This window comes from Nitratireductor indicus C115 (assembly GCF_000300515.1).
Lineage (GTDB): Bacteria > Pseudomonadota > Alphaproteobacteria > Rhizobiales > Rhizobiaceae > Nitratireductor > Nitratireductor indicus.
On the sequence record NZ_AMSI01000010.1, the window covers coordinates 114,489 to 129,966 of the forward strand.

At 61.3% G+C, this 15,478-nt stretch carries 17 protein-coding genes; 14 read left to right on the forward strand and 3 right to left on the reverse strand.

Annotated elements, in window-relative coordinates:
• Positions 1-19 precede the first annotated feature (19 nt).
• The 14 genes from NA8A_RS15285 to NA8A_RS15350 all read left to right on the forward strand — a co-directional run bounded on the left by NA8A_RS15285 (position 20) and on the right by NA8A_RS15350 (position 11,123).
• The gene (locus NA8A_RS15285; RefSeq protein WP_009451235.1) at positions 20-694 is read left to right on the forward strand and encodes a response regulator transcription factor; all 675 of its coding nucleotides are present in this window, start codon (positions 20-22) and stop codon (positions 692-694) included.
• 111 nt (positions 695-805) lie between these two features.
• The gene (locus tag NA8A_RS15290) at positions 806-2,062 is read left to right on the forward strand and encodes a flagellar hook protein FlgE (RefSeq protein ID WP_009451236.1); all 1,257 of its coding nucleotides are present in this window, start codon (positions 806-808) and stop codon (positions 2,060-2,062) included.
• A 37-nt stretch (positions 2,063-2,099) separates the two neighbouring features.
• Complete coding sequence (gene flgK, locus NA8A_RS15295; protein WP_009451237.1) at positions 2,100-3,560, forward strand: flagellar hook-associated protein FlgK; 1,461 nt, start codon at positions 2,100-2,102, stop codon at positions 3,558-3,560.
• A gap of 11 nt (positions 3,561-3,571) precedes the next feature.
• Positions 3,572-4,621: a flagellar hook-associated family protein gene (locus tag NA8A_RS15300; RefSeq protein ID WP_009451238.1), complete on the forward strand. Its 1,050-nt coding sequence runs from the start codon at positions 3,572-3,574 to the stop codon at positions 4,619-4,621.
• 30 nt (positions 4,622-4,651) lie between these two features.
• Positions 4,652-4,999 carry a flagellar biosynthesis regulator FlaF gene (gene flaF / locus NA8A_RS15305; RefSeq protein ID WP_009451239.1) on the forward strand — a complete coding sequence of 116 codons (348 nt, stop codon included), beginning with the start codon at positions 4,652-4,654 and terminating at the stop codon, positions 4,997-4,999.
• Positions 4,996-5,436, forward strand: a complete 441-nt coding sequence (gene flbT / locus NA8A_RS15310) for a flagellar biosynthesis repressor FlbT (RefSeq protein WP_009451240.1) — start codon at positions 4,996-4,998, stop codon at positions 5,434-5,436. The genes flaF and flbT overlap by 4 nt, the downstream gene beginning before the upstream one ends.
• Positions 5,437-5,440: 4 nt before the next feature.
• Positions 5,441-5,836, forward strand: coding sequence for a flagellar hook assembly protein FlgD (gene flgD / locus NA8A_RS15315; RefSeq protein WP_009451241.1), 396 nt, complete (start codon positions 5,441-5,443; stop codon positions 5,834-5,836).
• Between the two features lie 15 nt (positions 5,837-5,851).
• A complete protein-coding gene (gene fliQ / locus NA8A_RS15320; RefSeq protein ID WP_009451242.1) occupies positions 5,852-6,118 on the forward strand; it encodes a flagellar biosynthesis protein FliQ in 267 nt (88 codons plus the stop codon).
• A 173-nt stretch (positions 6,119-6,291) separates the two neighbouring features.
• Positions 6,292-8,379, forward strand: a complete 2,088-nt coding sequence (gene flhA / locus NA8A_RS15325; RefSeq protein ID WP_009451243.1) for a flagellar biosynthesis protein FlhA — start codon at positions 6,292-6,294, stop codon at positions 8,377-8,379.
• A 33-nt stretch (positions 8,380-8,412) separates the two neighbouring features.
• Positions 8,413-9,156 (forward strand): flagellar biosynthetic protein FliR, encoded by a 744-nt coding sequence (gene fliR / locus NA8A_RS15330; RefSeq protein WP_009451244.1) that lies wholly within the window; start codon positions 8,413-8,415, stop codon positions 9,154-9,156.
• Positions 9,157-9,165: 9 nt separating this feature from the next.
• Complete coding sequence (locus tag NA8A_RS15335) at positions 9,166-9,585, forward strand: hypothetical protein (protein WP_009451245.1); 420 nt, start codon at positions 9,166-9,168, stop codon at positions 9,583-9,585.
• 32 nt (positions 9,586-9,617) lie between these two features.
• Positions 9,618-10,160 carry a rod-binding protein gene (locus NA8A_RS15340; protein WP_240532801.1) on the forward strand — a complete coding sequence of 181 codons (543 nt, stop codon included), beginning with the start codon at positions 9,618-9,620 and terminating at the stop codon, positions 10,158-10,160.
• A gap of 22 nt (positions 10,161-10,182) precedes the next feature.
• Positions 10,183-10,599: a hypothetical protein gene (locus NA8A_RS15345; RefSeq protein ID WP_009451247.1), complete on the forward strand. Its 417-nt coding sequence runs from the start codon at positions 10,183-10,185 to the stop codon at positions 10,597-10,599.
• On the forward strand, positions 10,596-11,123 hold the full coding sequence (locus tag NA8A_RS15350; RefSeq protein WP_009451248.1) for a hypothetical protein: 528 nt from the start codon (positions 10,596-10,598) through the stop codon (positions 11,121-11,123). Before NA8A_RS15345 ends, NA8A_RS15350 begins: the two co-directional genes overlap by 4 nt.
• A 29-nt stretch (positions 11,124-11,152) precedes the next feature.
• Here the strand turns inward: NA8A_RS15350 and NA8A_RS15355 are convergent, their stop codons facing one another.
• From NA8A_RS15355 to NA8A_RS24395, 3 genes are all read right to left on the reverse strand, one after another.
• Positions 11,153-12,394 (reverse strand): dihydrolipoamide acetyltransferase family protein, encoded by a 1,242-nt coding sequence (locus NA8A_RS15355; protein ID WP_009451249.1) that lies wholly within the window; start codon positions 12,392-12,394, stop codon positions 11,153-11,155.
• A gap of 83 nt (positions 12,395-12,477) precedes the next feature.
• Positions 12,478-14,664, reverse strand: a complete 2,187-nt coding sequence (locus tag NA8A_RS15360; protein WP_009451250.1) for an alpha-ketoacid dehydrogenase subunit alpha/beta — start codon at positions 14,662-14,664, stop codon at positions 12,478-12,480.
• 35 nt (positions 14,665-14,699) lie between these two features.
• Positions 14,700-15,470 carry an SDR family NAD(P)-dependent oxidoreductase gene (locus NA8A_RS24395; protein ID WP_009451251.1) on the reverse strand — a complete coding sequence of 257 codons (771 nt, stop codon included), beginning with the start codon at positions 15,468-15,470 and terminating at the stop codon, positions 14,700-14,702.
• Positions 15,471-15,478 lie beyond the last annotated feature (8 nt).

Consider the following 15,478-nt stretch of genomic DNA (forward strand, 5'->3'; position numbering starts at 1 on the left):
GTGATTCGGAGGGCGGCCGGTGATTGTTGTGATCGACGAGCGTGAGTTGGTGACCGAGGGGTACAACTCGCTGTTCAACAGGGAAGGCGTGGCAAGCGCGGGGTTTGCGCCACGTGAATTCGGCGAATGGGTGGAAACCGTTGCCGAAGACGAATTGAAGGCGGTCAGCGCCTTTCTTCTGGGGCAGTGCGAGGAAGGCAACATCTCCGCACAACGCATTCGCGAACGATCTCCCGCACCGATGATCGCGCTCAGCGAACGCAATTCCCTCGACGACACACTGCGCATGTTCGAATGGGGCGTCGACGACGTCGTGCGCAAGCCGGTGCATGTACGTGAAATCCTTGCCCGCATCACCGCGATCCGCCGCCGGGCCCAGCAAGACGCGGCAACCTATGCGCAGGTTGGCGAGATGCGCATCTATTTCGACGGACGCGATCCCGAGGTCGACGGGGAGGTGCTGCCTCTGCCGCGCCGTGAGCGCCGCATCCTGGAATATCTGGCGGGCAACCCGACCCGCCGCGTGACCAAGACCCAGATTTTCAACGCCATCTACGGTATCTTCGACGAGAACGTCGAAGAGAACGTGGTCGAAAGCCACATCAGCAAACTGCGCAAGAAACTGCGTGAAAAGCTGGGTTACGACCCGATCGATTCCAAGCGCTACCTTGGCTACCGGCTGGCAGGCGACTGAGCCTGCCAACGATAATCCGCGACGGGCGCTGCGTCTCCAGCTGTTTGGCCAGTTTCGCGCAAGTCACGATCCTTACCTTGACTGTGATCGCGTAGACGAGGAGACACCCAGATGGGTCTTTATGGAATGATGCGGACTGGCGTTTCCGGCATGGCGGCGCAGTCAAACCGCCTGTCGACGGTAGCCGACAACATCGCAAACTCGAGCACGAACGGTTACAAGCGCGCCCAGGCCGAGTTCTCCACCCTCGTCCTGCCGTCTTCCGGCGGCTCCTACAATTCAGGCGGCGTCACCACTTCGATCCGCTATTCCATCTCCCAATCCGGCCCGCTTCAGTACACGACCTCCGGCACCGACCTTGCGGTGAAGGGCAACGGCTTCTTCGTCGTACAGGACGCCAACGGCCAGCCGGTCCTGACCCGTGCGGGCTCTTTCGTGCCCAATGCCGAGGGCGAACTGGTCAATGCTGCCGGTTACAAGTTGATGGGCTACAGCTACGCCAATGGCGACCCGACTGTGACGGCGAACGGCTTTGCCGGCCTCGAAGCCATTTCCATCGCCCAGTCGGAACTCGTTGCCACCCCGTCACGCAACGGCATACTGACGGCAAATCTGCCTGCGGACTCGACGCCCGTTGCCGCCGGCGACCTGCCTTCGGCCAACAGCGCAACGGCAAGTTACACGCAGAAGACCTCCCTCGTCGTCTATGACAATCTCGGCGGTGAGAAACTGCTCGACATCTACATGACCATGACCGGCCCTGACAGCTGGGAAGTGGCTGTCTACGACCGTGCGGACGCATCGCCCAACACCTCGTTCCCCTACGCGAACCCTGCGCTTGCAACCCAGACCCTTTCCTTCGATCCGACAACCGGTCAGTTGACCGGCGCGAGCGCCACCGACATCGCGATCCCCGTCCCCGGCGGCGACACGCTCACGCTGGACATGTCCGGCATGACGCAGCTCAGCGCAGGCTTCACCGTCACCGGCGAAGCGGATGGCGCTGCTCCCTATTCGATCGACAGCGTCGAGATTTCGACGGATGGTACCGTCTTTGCGAAATACGCGGACGGGTCGATGCGCGCCATCTACCGCATTCCCGTCGCAACGGTTCAAAGTCCCGACCAGCTTCAGGTCCTGAGTGGCAACGCTTTCGCCGAAAGCACAGATTCGGGCGGCGTGCAGCTGGGCTTTGCAGGCGAAGGCGGGCGCGGCACGGTCGTTTCCGGCGCGGTCGAGAACTCCAACGTGGATATCGCCCAGGAGCTGACCGACATGATCGAGGCTCAGCGCAATTACACGGCAAATTCGAAAGTGTTCCAGACGGGATCCGACCTCATGGAAATCCTCGTCAATCTGAAGCGCTAATCCGGCACGCCTGAAAGGTGGGAGTGAAAGAGAGTAAATGTCCCTGACATCGGCACTCAGTATCGCGCAAACTGCACTGTTCAACACCTCCCGCCAGACTTCCGTGGTGTCCAGGAATGTCTCGGAAGCGTCGAACCCGGACTATGCGCGCCGCAGCGCGGTTCTGAGCAGCACCCTGCCGGGTGCGCGCATCGTCGCCATCCAGCGGGCAGCCAACGAGGTTCTGTTCAGGCAGAACCTCTTTGCCGTCTCCTCCTGGCAAGGCCAGAAGACGCTTTCCGATGGTCTCAACACGCTGCAACTCACCCTGAACGGCGAAGACAACGCAACAGCCGCCGGCACGGCAATCAGCAAACTTCAGGTCGCCTTGCAGCTCTACGCCTCCACGCCCTCAAACGGCACGCTTGCCGAAAGCGCCGTTCAGGCCGCCAAGGATGTGGTCCGCACGCTCAACAGCGGCGCAGCGACAATCCAGACCTTCCGCGCCGATGCCGATCAGGAAATCGCAACGGCTGTCGACAGCCTGAACAAGCTCCTCGGCGAGTTCGAGCAGGTCAACAAGGAGATCGTGAACGGCACCCGCAGCGAACGGGACGTGTCCGATGCGCTCGACCGCCGCGACGCTCTGCTCAAGAAAATCTCCGAATATGTGTCGATCTCGACGACGACCCGTTCGGGCAATGACATGGTCATCATGACCAGCGACGGCGCCACGCTATTTGAGACCATTGCGCGTCCCGTCACCTTCACCGCCAACACGACCTACGGTCCCGCAACCAGCGGCAATGCCGTTTACATCGACGGCGTTCCGATGTCGGCAGGCACGGGCGGAAACACGAATGCCAGCGGTCTGATCTCCGCCAACCTGCAACTGCGCGACGAGGTCGCACTCCAGATGCAACGGCAACTCGATGAGGTCGCCCGCGGCCTGATCACGGCGTTTTCGGAGACCGATCCTTCCGGAACACTTGCCGACGCGACGGGTCTCTTCACCTGGGCAGGCGCTCCCGCCGTCCCGTCCGGAGCGACACTTGAAACCGGGCTTGCGGCCACCATCAGCATCAACGCAGCTTTCGACGCCCAGGCGGGCGGCAATCCGAACCTTTTGCGCGACGGCGGTGCGAACGGTGCGGCCTATGTCCATAACACCAGCGGCGCAGGCTCCTTCTCCGACCTTCTCATTTCCTATTCGGAGCGTCTGGACGAGCCCATGACCTTCGATGCGATTGCAGGCCTGGAAACCTCCGGCAGCGTCACCGACTTTGCATTCAACTCGGTTGGCTGGCTGGAAAGCCTCCGGCAACAGGCCGCAGCCGGTTCCGAAGGCAAGGAAGCGCTCGTGACGCGCACGGCTACCGCCTTGTCCAACCTGACGGGCGTGAACGTGGACGAAGAAATGGCCCTGCTCCTCGATCTGGAACACGCCTATCAGGCGTCATCGCGCATCATCGCGGTGGTCGATGAGATGCTGGCCGCACTGTTGCAGGCCACGAACTAGGGAACGGCCCCATGAAAACCTCCTTCATCTCCTCCTTGGCCATGTCGCAGACCCTGCGCTATCAGGTCATGCGCATGCAGGTGGAGCTGGCCGAACGCACGCAGGAATCCCAGACCGGTCGTGTCGCGGATGTCGGCGTGGCACTCGGCGCCCATGCCGGCCGCAACCTCTCCATGAGCCGCAATATCGAGCGGCTCACGGGGTTGATGGACGCAAACACGCTCGCGGCAAACCGATTATCGGCAAGCCAGGATGCGATGACGCAGATCGGCGATCTGGGTCAGAACCTCCTCGCTTCTCTGACGGCTGCAAATTCGAGCGCAGGTCAGGTTTCGGTTGCGCAGGGCGAGGCCGAACGTGTGCTGAAAAGCATGACCAGCCTGCTGAACACAAATCTCAATGGCGAATATCTGTTTGCGGGCATAAACACCGACGTGAAGCCAGTGGCTGATTTCAGCGATCCGTCATCCGCCGCGAAGGCAGCCTTCGACGCGGCCTTCCTCGCCAAGTTTTCCTTCACCCAGTCCGACCCTGCAGCTGCAAGCATCACCGCTGCGGATATGGAAGACTTCCTGACCAACTATGTCGAGCCGCAATTCCTTGGCAGTGGCTGGGAAACCAATTGGTCAGCAGCATCCAATCAAAAGATCACCAGCCGGATTTCGCTGAACGAAACAGCTGAAACCTCGATGACGGCAAACGAGATCGGCATCCGGAAACTCGCCATGGCCGCCGCCAGCCTGTCGGACCTGTTAAAGGGATCACTCAGCGACGAGGCGCGTGAGGTTTTGAACAAGAAAGCCCTGTCGCTGACCGGCGAGGCGGTGGCTGATATCGCCGGCGCCCAGGCGCAGGCAGGCCTCGCCGAAAACAGGATTGAAGACGCAAACACGCGCCTCTCCTCGCAGGTCACCATCTACAAGAGCTTCATCAAGGAGACCGAGGGGGTCGACCCCTATGAGGCTGCGACGCGCGTCAACGATCTCGTGACGCAGCTCGAAGCTTCCTATGCCCTGACCTCGAGGCTGCAGCAGATGAGCCTCCTCAAATATCTGTGGTGATAGAGCCAAAGAGAGACAAACGGGAAACCCATGTATCAGTTCTCCTATAGCGAAGTTCAGACCGACTCGCTCGCCGACGCGAAGGATCGCGAACAGCAGGTTTTGTCCCGTTCGATCGATCTCCTGATCGCCGCGCGTGACAAGGGTGTGAACTCGCACGAGGCGACCGAATCCATCCTCTTCATGATCCGTGTCTGGACGGCCTTTATCGAGGATCTGGGCAACCCCGAAAACGAACTTCCGAAGGAACTGCGCGCAAACCTCATCTCCATTGGCCTGTGGTTGATGCGCGAAGGCGAGGAAATCCGCCAGGGGCGTTCGGACAATTTCGATGGACTCATCGAGGTTTCACAGATCATCCGCGACGGCATCCAATGACTAGTGCCCTTAAAATATCGCTCAAGGCGAACGAGAAGATCTACGTCAACGGTGCCGTAATCCGCACCGACCGCAAAGTGACGCTCGAGTTTCTCAACAACGTCCAGTTCCTTCTGGAAAACCACGTCCTTCAGGCTGAAGAGGCCTGCACGCCCCTGCGGCAGCTCTATTTCACGGTCCAGATCATGCTGGTCACGCCTGAGAATGCGGGCGAAGCGCGTGCGCTGTTCTCGAAGATCCTTCCCCAGCTCTTACGCACCTTCAAGAACGAGCGCATCCTGGCCGGATTGAAACATGTCGACCAACTTGTCGGCAGCGGACAGGTCTTCGACGCGCTCAAGGAAATCCGGGCACTCTATCCGCTCGAGCAGGAAGTCATGCATCAGGCCAGCGTCGCGCCCCAGGAAGCGGCCGTCGTCATGGCCGCAATGGAGTAGGTCCATGAACGTATCCAGCGCCACCGGCACATCGTCGAACTATCAGAACCAGTCGACAACTGCGCCCCAGACGGTCGACTACAAGTCGTTCCTGCGCCTTCTCGTGGCCCAGATGAAAAATCAGGACCCCACGAGCCCGATGGAATCCACCGACTATGTGGCACAGCTCGCCACCTTCTCGCAGGTGGAACAGACAGTGCAGACGAACAGCAAGCTCGACCAGATCTTGCAGGCTTCCGCGCTCGCCCAGGCAAGCAGCCTTGTCGGCCGCGAAATCACCTCCGCCGACGGCACCGTCACCGGCAAGGTTTCCGAGGTTCGCCTCTACAGCGACGGCGTAATGGCGATCCTTGAAACCGGTGAAGAAGTGCCGGTCGGGCCCGGCGTCGAAATCCGCTAAGGGCGGCAGGCTGGCATGAACGAAGCCGACGCCCTCGACATTGTCCAGTATGCAATCTGGACCGTCCTCGTTGCCTCCAGCCCCGCAGTGGCGGTGGCAATGATCGTCGGTGTCGGCATCGCTCTGGTGCAGGCCCTCACCCAGGTGCAGGAAATCACCCTCACCTTCGTGCCGAAGATCGTCGCGATTCTGATCGTCGTCGCATTTTCGGCGCCCTTCGTCGCCTCCCAGATCTCTTCCTTCACCAACGTCATCTTCCAGCGCATCCAGGACGGGTTCTGATCTCAGCCTCCGCCCTCGCGCAAGCTTGAGCCTCTAGCCTTTAAGCCGGGGTGCTTTCGGCGTTTCGCAATCAGGCGGCTTCGCCTGGGATCGCAGGATCGCGCCGGAAGCCCATACGAAGACCCGCAGCGACTGGCCGCAGCAATTGGCCCCGCAGCAATTGGAAGGCAGGCATGGCTTTAACCGAAGCGATCACCGGCGGCGAAACCCGCAAACATGGCCGGGATATCGGCTTTGCGCTCGGCATTGTCGTAATCCTGGCGGTGCTTTTCCTGCCCGTACCGCCATTTCTCATCGACGTGGGTCTGGCATTTTCCATCGCCCTGTCGGTATTGATCCTCATGGTTGCGCTGTGGATCCAGCGGCCGTTGGATTTCTCGTCGTTCCCAACGATCCTGCTGATCGCGACCATGTTGCGCCTGTCGCTGAACATCGCGACGACCCGCGTCATCCTCTCGGAAGGCCATCAGGGCGCCGATGCCGCAGGCTATGTCATCGGCGGCTTTTCGCGTCTGGTGATGAGCGGTGACTTCGTCATCGGCCTCATCGTCTTCATGATCCTCGTGGTGGTGAACTTCGTCGTCATCACCAAGGGCTCGACGCGTATCGCGGAAGTGGGCGCCCGCTTCACCCTCGACGCCATTCCCGGCAAGCAGATGTCGATCGATGCCGACCTTTCCGCCGGCACCATCGATGACAAGGAAGCGCAGCGCCGCCGCGCGGAACTGGAGGAGGAAAGCTCCTTCTTCGGCGCCATGGACGGCGCCTCCAAATTCGTTCGCGGCGATGCCATTGCCGGCCTGATCATTACCGCCATCAACATTGTGGGCGGGATCGCCATCGGATACGCCCGTCACGACATGAACGTCGGAGAGGCCGCCGACGTCTTCACCAAGCTTTCGGTGGGCGATGGTCTGGTCTCGCAGATTCCGGCTCTGATCGTCTCGCTTGCCGCAGGCCTTCTCGTCTCGAAAGGCGGCACGCGCGGCTCTGCGGATCAGGCCGTCTTCGGACAGCTCAGCGCCTATCCCCGCGCCCTTTTCGTTGCTGCCGTGCTTCTCATCCTGCTCGGCCTCATGCCGGGCCTGCCGCTCATTCCCTTCCTGTTCCTGGCAAGCGTCATGGCCACCATCGCCTATGTGTTGCCGCGCCGTGCCAAACAGAGAGAGGAAAAGGCAGCCCAGGCGCAGCGTCAGGAAAAGCTCGACCAGGAAGAAGAAGACCGCAATTCGGTGAAATCTTCGCTGCGCACCGCCGAGATCGAACTTCTGATCGGCAAGCAGCTCTCCTCCCGCCTGCTCGCCTCGCATCAGGAGCTGGCTTATCGCATGGGCAAGATGCGCAAGAAATTCGCCGGACAATATGGTTTCGTCGTGCCGGAGGTGCGCCTTACGGACGATTATTCCATTCCGCCGAAAAGCTATCAGATCAAGATTCACGGAACGGTCGTCACCGAATACCAGATGCGGGTCGGTGAATTGATGGTTCTGGTGGGCGCAAACCGCCTGCCCGAAATGCCTGGCGAGGAAATCAAGGAGCCGGCCTTCGGCATGCGTGCCTATTCGGTGCCGGAAATGTTCGCCGAAGACCTGAAGCGCGAGCAGTTCCCCTATGCCGACAACATGTCGGTGCTCCTGACCCATCTCAGCGAGGTGATCCGCAACAACCTGCCGCAGCTCCTTTCCTACAAGGACATGAAGGTGCTTATCGAGCGGCTCGATCCCGAATATCGCAAGCTTGCGGATGAGATATGCTCCTCGCATATCACCTATCCGGGGCTTCAGGCCGTGCTCAAGCTGCTCTTGGCCGAGCGCGTGTCGATCCGCAACCTGCACCTGATCATCGAGGCCATAGCCGAGATCGCCCCTCACATCCGCCGTACGGAGCAGATTGTGGAACATGTGCGCATACGCATGGCGCAGCAGATTTGCGGTGACTTGACCGAAGGAAGTTCGCTCAAGGTCCTGCGCCTTGGAGCGCGCTGGGACCTCGCCTTCCATCAGAGCCTCAAGCGCGATGCCAAGGGCGAGATCCGCGAATTCGACATCGACCCGAGGCAATTGGAGGAATTCGGCGCGGAAGCAAGCAAGGCCATCCGCAAATATCTGGATGCCGGCGAACGTTTCGTGCTCGTCACCGCACCCGAGGCGCGCCCCTATGTCCGCATGATCGTCGAAAGGCTTTTCCCGACCCTTCCGGTCCTCAGCCATGTCGAGATCGCCAAGGGCATCGATCTCAGCGTGCTCGGCTCGATATCCTGATCATGCGACCCGGTTCCCACGCGGCCTGACACCATGCTGGAAACTCCACTCCTTGCCGCATTCCTGGCATTCTGCCGCATCGGTGGCTGTTTCATGGTCATGCCCGGTCTGGCAAGCGCGCGGGTTCCATTACAGGTACGCCTTTTCGCGGCCGTCGCGGCTTCTCTCGCGCTCCTTGTGCACCTCTGGGACCTGATCGCCCCACATGTTTCAACCAAGCCCGGCCCGCTCCTGATCCTCATCGCGTCGGAATTGGCCATAGGCGCCCTGATCGGCCTCGTGGCCCGCCTCTATCTCCTTGCCCTCCAGTTCATCGGCTCGGCCATGTCGATGATGACCGGGTTCGGTATGAACGGTGGCGCTACCATTGAAGAGAACGAGCAACAGCCGGCATTAGGCGCCATAATTTCCTTTTCCGCGCTGATGCTTCTGTTCGTTCTCGATTTCCATCACGAGATCATCCGCGCGCTTGTCGCCTCCTATCGACTGGCTCCGATAGAAAGCCTGTTCGATCCCCGTTCGGCGCTGACCGACATCACCGATACATTGTCGGACTCCTTCTTCGTGATGATCCGCCTTGGCAGCCCGTTCATCGCCTATGCGATCCTCGTCAACCTCGCCATCGGTTTCGTGAACAAGCTGACACCTCAGATACCCGTCTATTTCATCTCCCTGCCCTTCGTGATCACCGGCGGCCTGATCCTGCTTTACTTCGCCATCGGCTCGCTGCTCGGCCTTTTTGCCGATGCGTTTTTCCCCCTCTTCTCCGGCACCTGAGGAGCCCCGATGTCGAAGGATCGCCGTGAAAGACTGGGCAAGCTGGTGAACGTGATGGAACGCCTGAAGGATTTCCACCAGGCGCAGCATGCGGGCCATCTGGCGGCCGCCGTTCGCGCGAATGCGGAAGCCGAGGAGATCGCCGGGCGCATCGATGCGGGCGATGCGATGTCCTCGCTCTTCCCCGATCTCTATCATCGCCGTGTGGCCGATGCCCTGCGCCGCGGTCGCGAAAGCACTCTGCGCGCAGAAACCGAAGCGCGAGCGGTGATTGCCGCCGATGCGCGCACCAATGCCCTTGCACGCGCCTATCGGGAGGCAGCCGCGTTCGAGGAACGCGACAAAGCAGACAAGGAACGGCTCGAATTCATCCAGAGACCTGCGGCAAACGGGCCTCAAGCCTCCCGCAAGCTTGATCTGGAAGAATAGTTTCCAACAAACAACGGACGATGGAGGACGCCTTGGCGATTTCGCCTCCCGGCGACATTGTGCTGAACGTAGCCCGCGCGGCCGATCCCCAGAAGGTCGCGGCAGCCCGTGCACGCCTGGCAACGCATGGCGCCGTCACCGCTGGTTTCTCCGCGACCCTGGACGCCACACCCATACAAGGTGCGACGGTCAGGAAGCCTGCGCTTTCGCCGACAGAAACGAAGTTTGAGGCGATGGTCCTGCAAAACTTCCTCCAATCGCTCCTGCCCGAAGAGACAAGCTCCGTCTATGGCGAGGGCATCGCCGGTGAGATGTGGCGCTCCATGATGGCTGAAAAGCTGAGCCAGACCCTTGCCGAACAGGGCGGCCTCGGCATCGCCAGCAAGGTGCTGACCGACTACACGGTCGAAGGCGACAAGAAGATGCCGATCGGTGCTGTTTCCACCACAGCCGAGCAGCAGGAAGCCGGCAAACGCGCATTGATGTCCTCCGCCCTCCTCAACGAGATCGAGCGGCAGGCAGCCAAGACCCTGGGCATCGGCGTCAGCACGGCCCGCAAAGACGACAAGAGCTGAAAGCCTGAAACGGAAAACCTTCATGTATGATCAGATGACCACGGCAAAGTCCGAGACCTCCCCCAACGCGGGCAAGCAGCACCATGGCGGCGCAAGCGCAATCGCCATCATGCGCCGTATCGAGGAAACGATCGACGCCGAGACCACAGCGATCCGCACCGATCCGGCCTTCGATCTGAAGGCTTCCAATGCCCGCAAGAGCCGTCATCTCTACGAGTTGAACAAGGCCCTGAAAGGCGCCAACGAGGAAGGCCTCGCCTCCGCGCATCGCGATGCGCTGTTGCGGCTGCGCGCCAAGCTCGCCGCCAACGAAGCGACCATCAAGGCGCATATGAGCGCTGTATCGGAAGTAGCCGCGCTCCTGCGCGAAACTATCGAGCAGGCGCAGACGGACGGCACCTATTCCGAACGCGCCTTCGGACAGGCATCGCCCGCATGATCAAGTTCGTCCTGGCCGCTCTGTGGATTTGCGCCGTCACGGTAGGAACGGTGCTCTTTTCCTTTCAGTTCTCGCAGGCCAGGAACGAGGCTGCGCCCACTCCAGCCGCATTCTTCGGCGGGCTCGAGCATATCGCGACAGACATGATCTCCATCCCCGTTGTCCGCAAGGGCGGCGTGGATGGCTATTTCCTGACGAAACTCTCCTATTCCATCGATTCCAAAAAGCTGAAGACACTCAGCGTGCCGGTCAACGCGATGCTGGTCGACGAGATATTCTCCTATCTCTACGCCAATCCGCAGATCGACTATGAGACCTCTGGCGGGCTCGATGTGGTGGCTTTCCGGGAAAGTCTGCGCGATGCGATCAACAAGCGCGTCGGCGACGAACTGATCCATGATGTCTTCATCGATCAGGCCGACTACCTGTCAAAGGCGGAAATCCGGGCAAACACGCCCCGCCAGAAGATCGGCCTCGCAGAACCCGCCGCAAAGGCGGAAAAGCCCGCGCCGAAGGGGCATTGAGCCGGGTCTGGTCGCTCCATGCTGAAGACCTAAACGAGCAGGCTCATCGGATTTTCGATCCCGCTTTTGAAAGCTGCAAGCCATTGCGCGCCGACAGCTCCGTCGACCGCACGATGATCCACCGACAAGGTGCAGGTCATCGCCTCCGAAAAAGCGATCGTATCGCCTCGCTCGACCGGCCTGCGGCTCACCGCCCCCACGGCAAGAATGCCGCTCTGCGGCGGATTGATAATCGCCGAGAAGGCTTTCACCCCATACATGCCCAGATTGGAGATGCTGAAGCATCCGCCCTGATATTCCTCAGGCTTCAGCCCTCCATCGCGCGCCCGCGCGGAAAGAGACTTGATCTCATCAGAAAGGCTTCCGAGGCTTTTGCGGTCGGCATCGCGCACAATGGGGGTAATGAGCCCGCCTTCCGTTGCCACCGCCACTGAAACATCCACCGCATGCGGCCGCAGAAGAGCCTCTTCGTTCCATATGCACCGCATGTCCGGCACGGCCCGCAGGGCAAGAGCAACAGCCTTAACGACGAAGTCGTTGATCGAGATGCGAGCGCTTGCCTCGCGCCCTTCATTGCATTGCGCCCGCAACGCTATCAGCGGCGCCATCTCGCATTCTGTTTCGAGGTAGAAATGCGGCACCGTCGTCTTCGCCTCGTGCAGGCGCCGGGCGATGGTGCGGCGCATGGACGATAGCGGCAGCACCTCATAGTCCCCGATCCCGAGCGGGACATGAGCAGTAGCGTGCACAGACTGTTTTCCGGGCTCTTCAAGCGGGGGAATACGGGTAGACGATCGATCGGCCAGCGCATGTTCCACATCGAGGCGCACGATACGCCCTTTCGGCCCCGACCCGGAAAGACCCGAAAGCTCCAACCCGTGCTCTGCGGCAAGCCTCCGTGCCAGCGGAGAGGCCGAATGCCGAGGCACAGCCGGTCCGGAAGACCTTGCAGGCACGTTTACGGCGACAGGGCTGAGTTTGTCGGCTTGCGCCGCAGGCTTCGACGACGCCGGCATCTCGACATTTTCCTCGCCCTCGGCAAGGATCACCGCGATCAGCTGATTGACGCCCGCCCGCTTTCCGGCAGGCACCAGAATGCGGCCGAGTTTTCCCGAACCGGGGGCTTCGATCTCCATCGTCGCCTTGTCTGTTTCAACCTCCGCTACGGGTTCCCCGGCTGCGACATCGTCGCCTTCCGCCTTCAGCCATTGCGCGATAACACCGTCTTCCATCCCCGCCGCAAGTGACGGGAGAACGATCTCGATAGCCACTGAAATCTCCCTTTGGGCCGCATCGACCGGTGCACGTCAATCGACACAGGATGCGGCAAAAGCAAATAAGCGAACCGCTCCCCTCAGGCGTCGAGCGGCAAGCCCTGATCCGCCATGAGCGAACGCAAGGCCCGTTCGATATCCTGGGGACGGGCGCATGCGGCAGCCTCCAGAACCTTCGAGATGGAAGGAGAGGCTTCCGCCCCGTGAACCCGTTGCACCGGCTGGTCGAGCCAGTCGAAAAGCCGTCTCTGGATCTCGTCGGCAAGCCATCCGCCGTAGGATGTGCCAGCCGCCCCCTGCTCGACGATCAGGACATTGCCGGTCTTGCGGACCGAGGCTTCGATGGTTTCCCAATCGAGACCCGCGCGGTCGAGGCTGCGCAGATCGATCACCTCCGCGTCAATGCCCAGTTCCTCGACGACGGCACGGGTTTTCTCGACCATGGCAAGATAGGTGAGGATTGTGGCCTTGCTGCCCTCGCGCACGACCCTGGCCTTGCCAAGCGGGATGAAGAAATCGAAATCCTCTACGGGAGCCATGCCCTTGGAGGCATAGAGATCCACATGTTCAATGACCAGAACCGGATCGCGGCATAAAAGCGCCGAGTTCATCAGCCCCACATAATCGAAGGGCGTCGAAGGCGCCACGATGCGCCAGCCGGGCGCAGTCGCGAATATGCCCGCCGGGTCCATCGAATGCTGCGAACCATAACCCGTTCCCATGGCAATCTTGGTGCGCAGAACGAGCGGCATGTCGCTTTCCCCGCCAAACATGTGGCGTGCCTTGCCGATCTGGTTGAACACCTGGTCGGCGGCCACCCACATGAAGTCCGGATACATGAACTCCACCACCGGACGCACTCGTCCGTCGGCTGCCATTCCGGCGGCAATCCCCGTAAAGGCATTTTCGCTGATTGGCGTGCCAAGGATACGTCCGGGAAACCGGTCGGAAAGGCCGCGCGTCGCACCATTTGTGCCACCCTTCAGACGATGGACGTCCTCGCCCAGAACCACCACCCTGTCATCGGTCTCCATGCGGCGGGCCATGACGTCGGCGACCGTGTCGATGAAGCGGACTTCTTCCAGCGCGCCGGAAAACCCGGCCTCTTCCGCGAAGCGCTTGCCTTCGAATTCGGAAAGGTCGCCACGAACGCCGAAATCGCGAAAATCCTCGTCGGGCCAGAGGGCTGGAACGACCCGCCGGACACCGTCCACCTCTTCGATCAGCTCGCCGGCGACCTCGTCCATCAGGGAAACGCAGCGCTGGCGCAACGCCTGCGCCGCCTCATCTCCGAGAATCTGGCGATCCCGCAAGGTCCGTCCCAGCGCGTCCAGCGGATCGCGCGCACGCCATTCCGCTTCCTCCGCCTTGCTACGGTAACCGAAGGCACTGCCAGGAAGCGCACCATTCTGGTGGAAATACCGATAAAGATCGGCCTCGATGATCGTCGGCCCCTCGCCAGCCCGCATGATGCGATTTGCTTCTTCGCAGGCGAGATAGACCGCCAGCGCATCCATGCCGTCGACCTTGATCGAGGGTATGCCGAAGGCCGAGCCGCGCGATGAAAGTCGCGGTTCGGCCGTCACCTCATCCACATGCGTGGACACGGCATACCGGTTGTTCTCGATAAAGAAGCAGATCGGCAGCTTCCATGCGGCGGCCACATTCATCGTCTCCAGCACGGAGCCGATATTCGTCGCTCCATCGCCGAAATAGGTATAGACGACATTGTCGGTACCCGCATGCCGATGCGCCCAGGCAGCGCCGGCGGCCATGGGTACGCCACCGCCGACGATCGCGTTCGTGCCCAGATTGCCCGCTTCTTCCCAACGCAGATGCATGGAACCGCCACGGCCATGGCAAAAGCCCTGCGCAAGACCCATGATTTCGGACAAGGTCCTCGACGCAAGGTCGCGCAGATCGGCCCCGAAAGCGGCCGTTGGATCGAGCCCGTCCTGCGCAAGATAGGAAAGCGCCTTGGCGAGAAACTGGTGATGTGCCCGGTGCGATCCGTTCACCTGGTCGCCGGGTTTCATGGAAATGGCCGATCCCACCGCACCCGCTTCCTGACCGATAGCAGAATGCGCGGGACCGTGGACGAGCCCTTGCGCGGCCAGTTCCAGAACCTTCTCCTCGAAAGCGCGGATCAGATGCATCTGCACCAGCATGCTGCCGGCGAGCTTCGGATCGAGCGTCAGGCGGTCGTCTTCGCTGACCCTCAGTTCCCGCCACGGGCTTTTCGGAGTGAGATCGAGATAGTCGGGCATTCTGGTCTCCGCAATTCGGTCGGATTGATACTGGCTCAGGCCGCCAGGAAGCCGCCATCGACCGGCAGGATGGCGCCGGTTACGTAGCTGGCGAGATCGGAAGCGAGGAATGCGACGGGACCGACCACTTCGTCGGCTTCGCCAATGCGCTTCATTGGCACACGGTTGAGAAACCAGTCCGCGCCGCCCGGTCGGGCAAGCTGCGCCGTCGCCATTTCGGACATCATGATGCCTGGCGCCACGGCGTTCACCCGCACACCGTGCGGCGCCAGATCGCGCGCCATGACCTGCGTGAGCGAACGGATCGCCCCCTTGGACACCACGTAGCCCGCTGTCGATCCGCCTGCGACGAAACCCGCCACCGAGCACAGATGCACCACATTGCCTTTATGCGCCTTGAGAGCCGGCACGAAGGCATGCGAGACGTTGAAGGCGCCTTCCAGATTGACGGCCATGACCTGGTCCCAGACCTGGGGAGCTTCCGGCTCGCCGAACGCAGCCCGGCCCGCCCGCCCCGCATTGTTGACGAGAATGTCGAGCCCGCCATGCCGTTCCTGATCGGCCTCAGCGAAGGCCTGCACCGCAGCGCGGTCGGTCACGTCCAGCGCAAAGCCTTCCGCCTCATGCCCCTGCGCGAGCAATGACGCGGCCGTGTGTCGCGCGTTGTCGCCGTCGATATCCACGATCGTGATGCGCGCGCCATGAGCCGCCAGGCCCGAGGCGATAGAGGCCCCAAGGCCACGCCCGCCACCGGTAACGAGAGCGCGCCGGCCTGCTAGAAGTAAACTCTGTATTTGACTGGTCATCTGACAAC

Excerpts from the sequence above, each read along its gene's own strand:
- flaF (WP_009451239.1), top strand. The coding sequence starts at position 4,652 with ATGTATCAGTTCTCCTATAGCGAAGTTCAGACCGACTCGCTCGCCGAC.
- NA8A_RS15290 (WP_009451236.1), top strand. The coding sequence starts at position 806 with ATGGGTCTTTATGGAATGATGCGGACTGGCGTTTCCGGCATGGCGGCG.
- flgK (WP_009451237.1), top strand. The coding sequence starts at position 2,100 with ATGTCCCTGACATCGGCACTCAGTATCGCGCAAACTGCACTGTTCAAC.
- NA8A_RS15300 (WP_009451238.1), top strand. The coding sequence starts at position 3,572 with ATGAAAACCTCCTTCATCTCCTCCTTGGCCATGTCGCAGACCCTGCGC.
- NA8A_RS15345 (WP_009451247.1), top strand. The coding sequence starts at position 10,183 with ATGTATGATCAGATGACCACGGCAAAGTCCGAGACCTCCCCCAACGCG.
- NA8A_RS15335 (WP_009451245.1), top strand. The coding sequence starts at position 9,166 with ATGTCGAAGGATCGCCGTGAAAGACTGGGCAAGCTGGTGAACGTGATG.
- flbT (WP_009451240.1), top strand. The coding sequence starts at position 4,996 with ATGACTAGTGCCCTTAAAATATCGCTCAAGGCGAACGAGAAGATCTAC.
- NA8A_RS15350 (WP_009451248.1), top strand. The coding sequence starts at position 10,596 with ATGATCAAGTTCGTCCTGGCCGCTCTGTGGATTTGCGCCGTCACGGTA.
- NA8A_RS24395 (WP_009451251.1), bottom strand. The coding sequence starts at position 15,470 with ATGACCAGTCAAATACAGAGTTTACTTCTAGCAGGCCGGCGCGCTCTC.
- flhA (WP_009451243.1), top strand. The coding sequence starts at position 6,292 with ATGGCTTTAACCGAAGCGATCACCGGCGGCGAAACCCGCAAACATGGC.
- flgD (WP_009451241.1), top strand. The coding sequence starts at position 5,441 with ATGAACGTATCCAGCGCCACCGGCACATCGTCGAACTATCAGAACCAG.
- NA8A_RS15360 (WP_009451250.1), bottom strand. The coding sequence starts at position 14,664 with ATGCCCGACTATCTCGATCTCACTCCGAAAAGCCCGTGGCGGGAACTG.
- fliQ (WP_009451242.1), top strand. The coding sequence starts at position 5,852 with ATGAACGAAGCCGACGCCCTCGACATTGTCCAGTATGCAATCTGGACC.
- fliR (WP_009451244.1), top strand. The coding sequence starts at position 8,413 with ATGCTGGAAACTCCACTCCTTGCCGCATTCCTGGCATTCTGCCGCATC.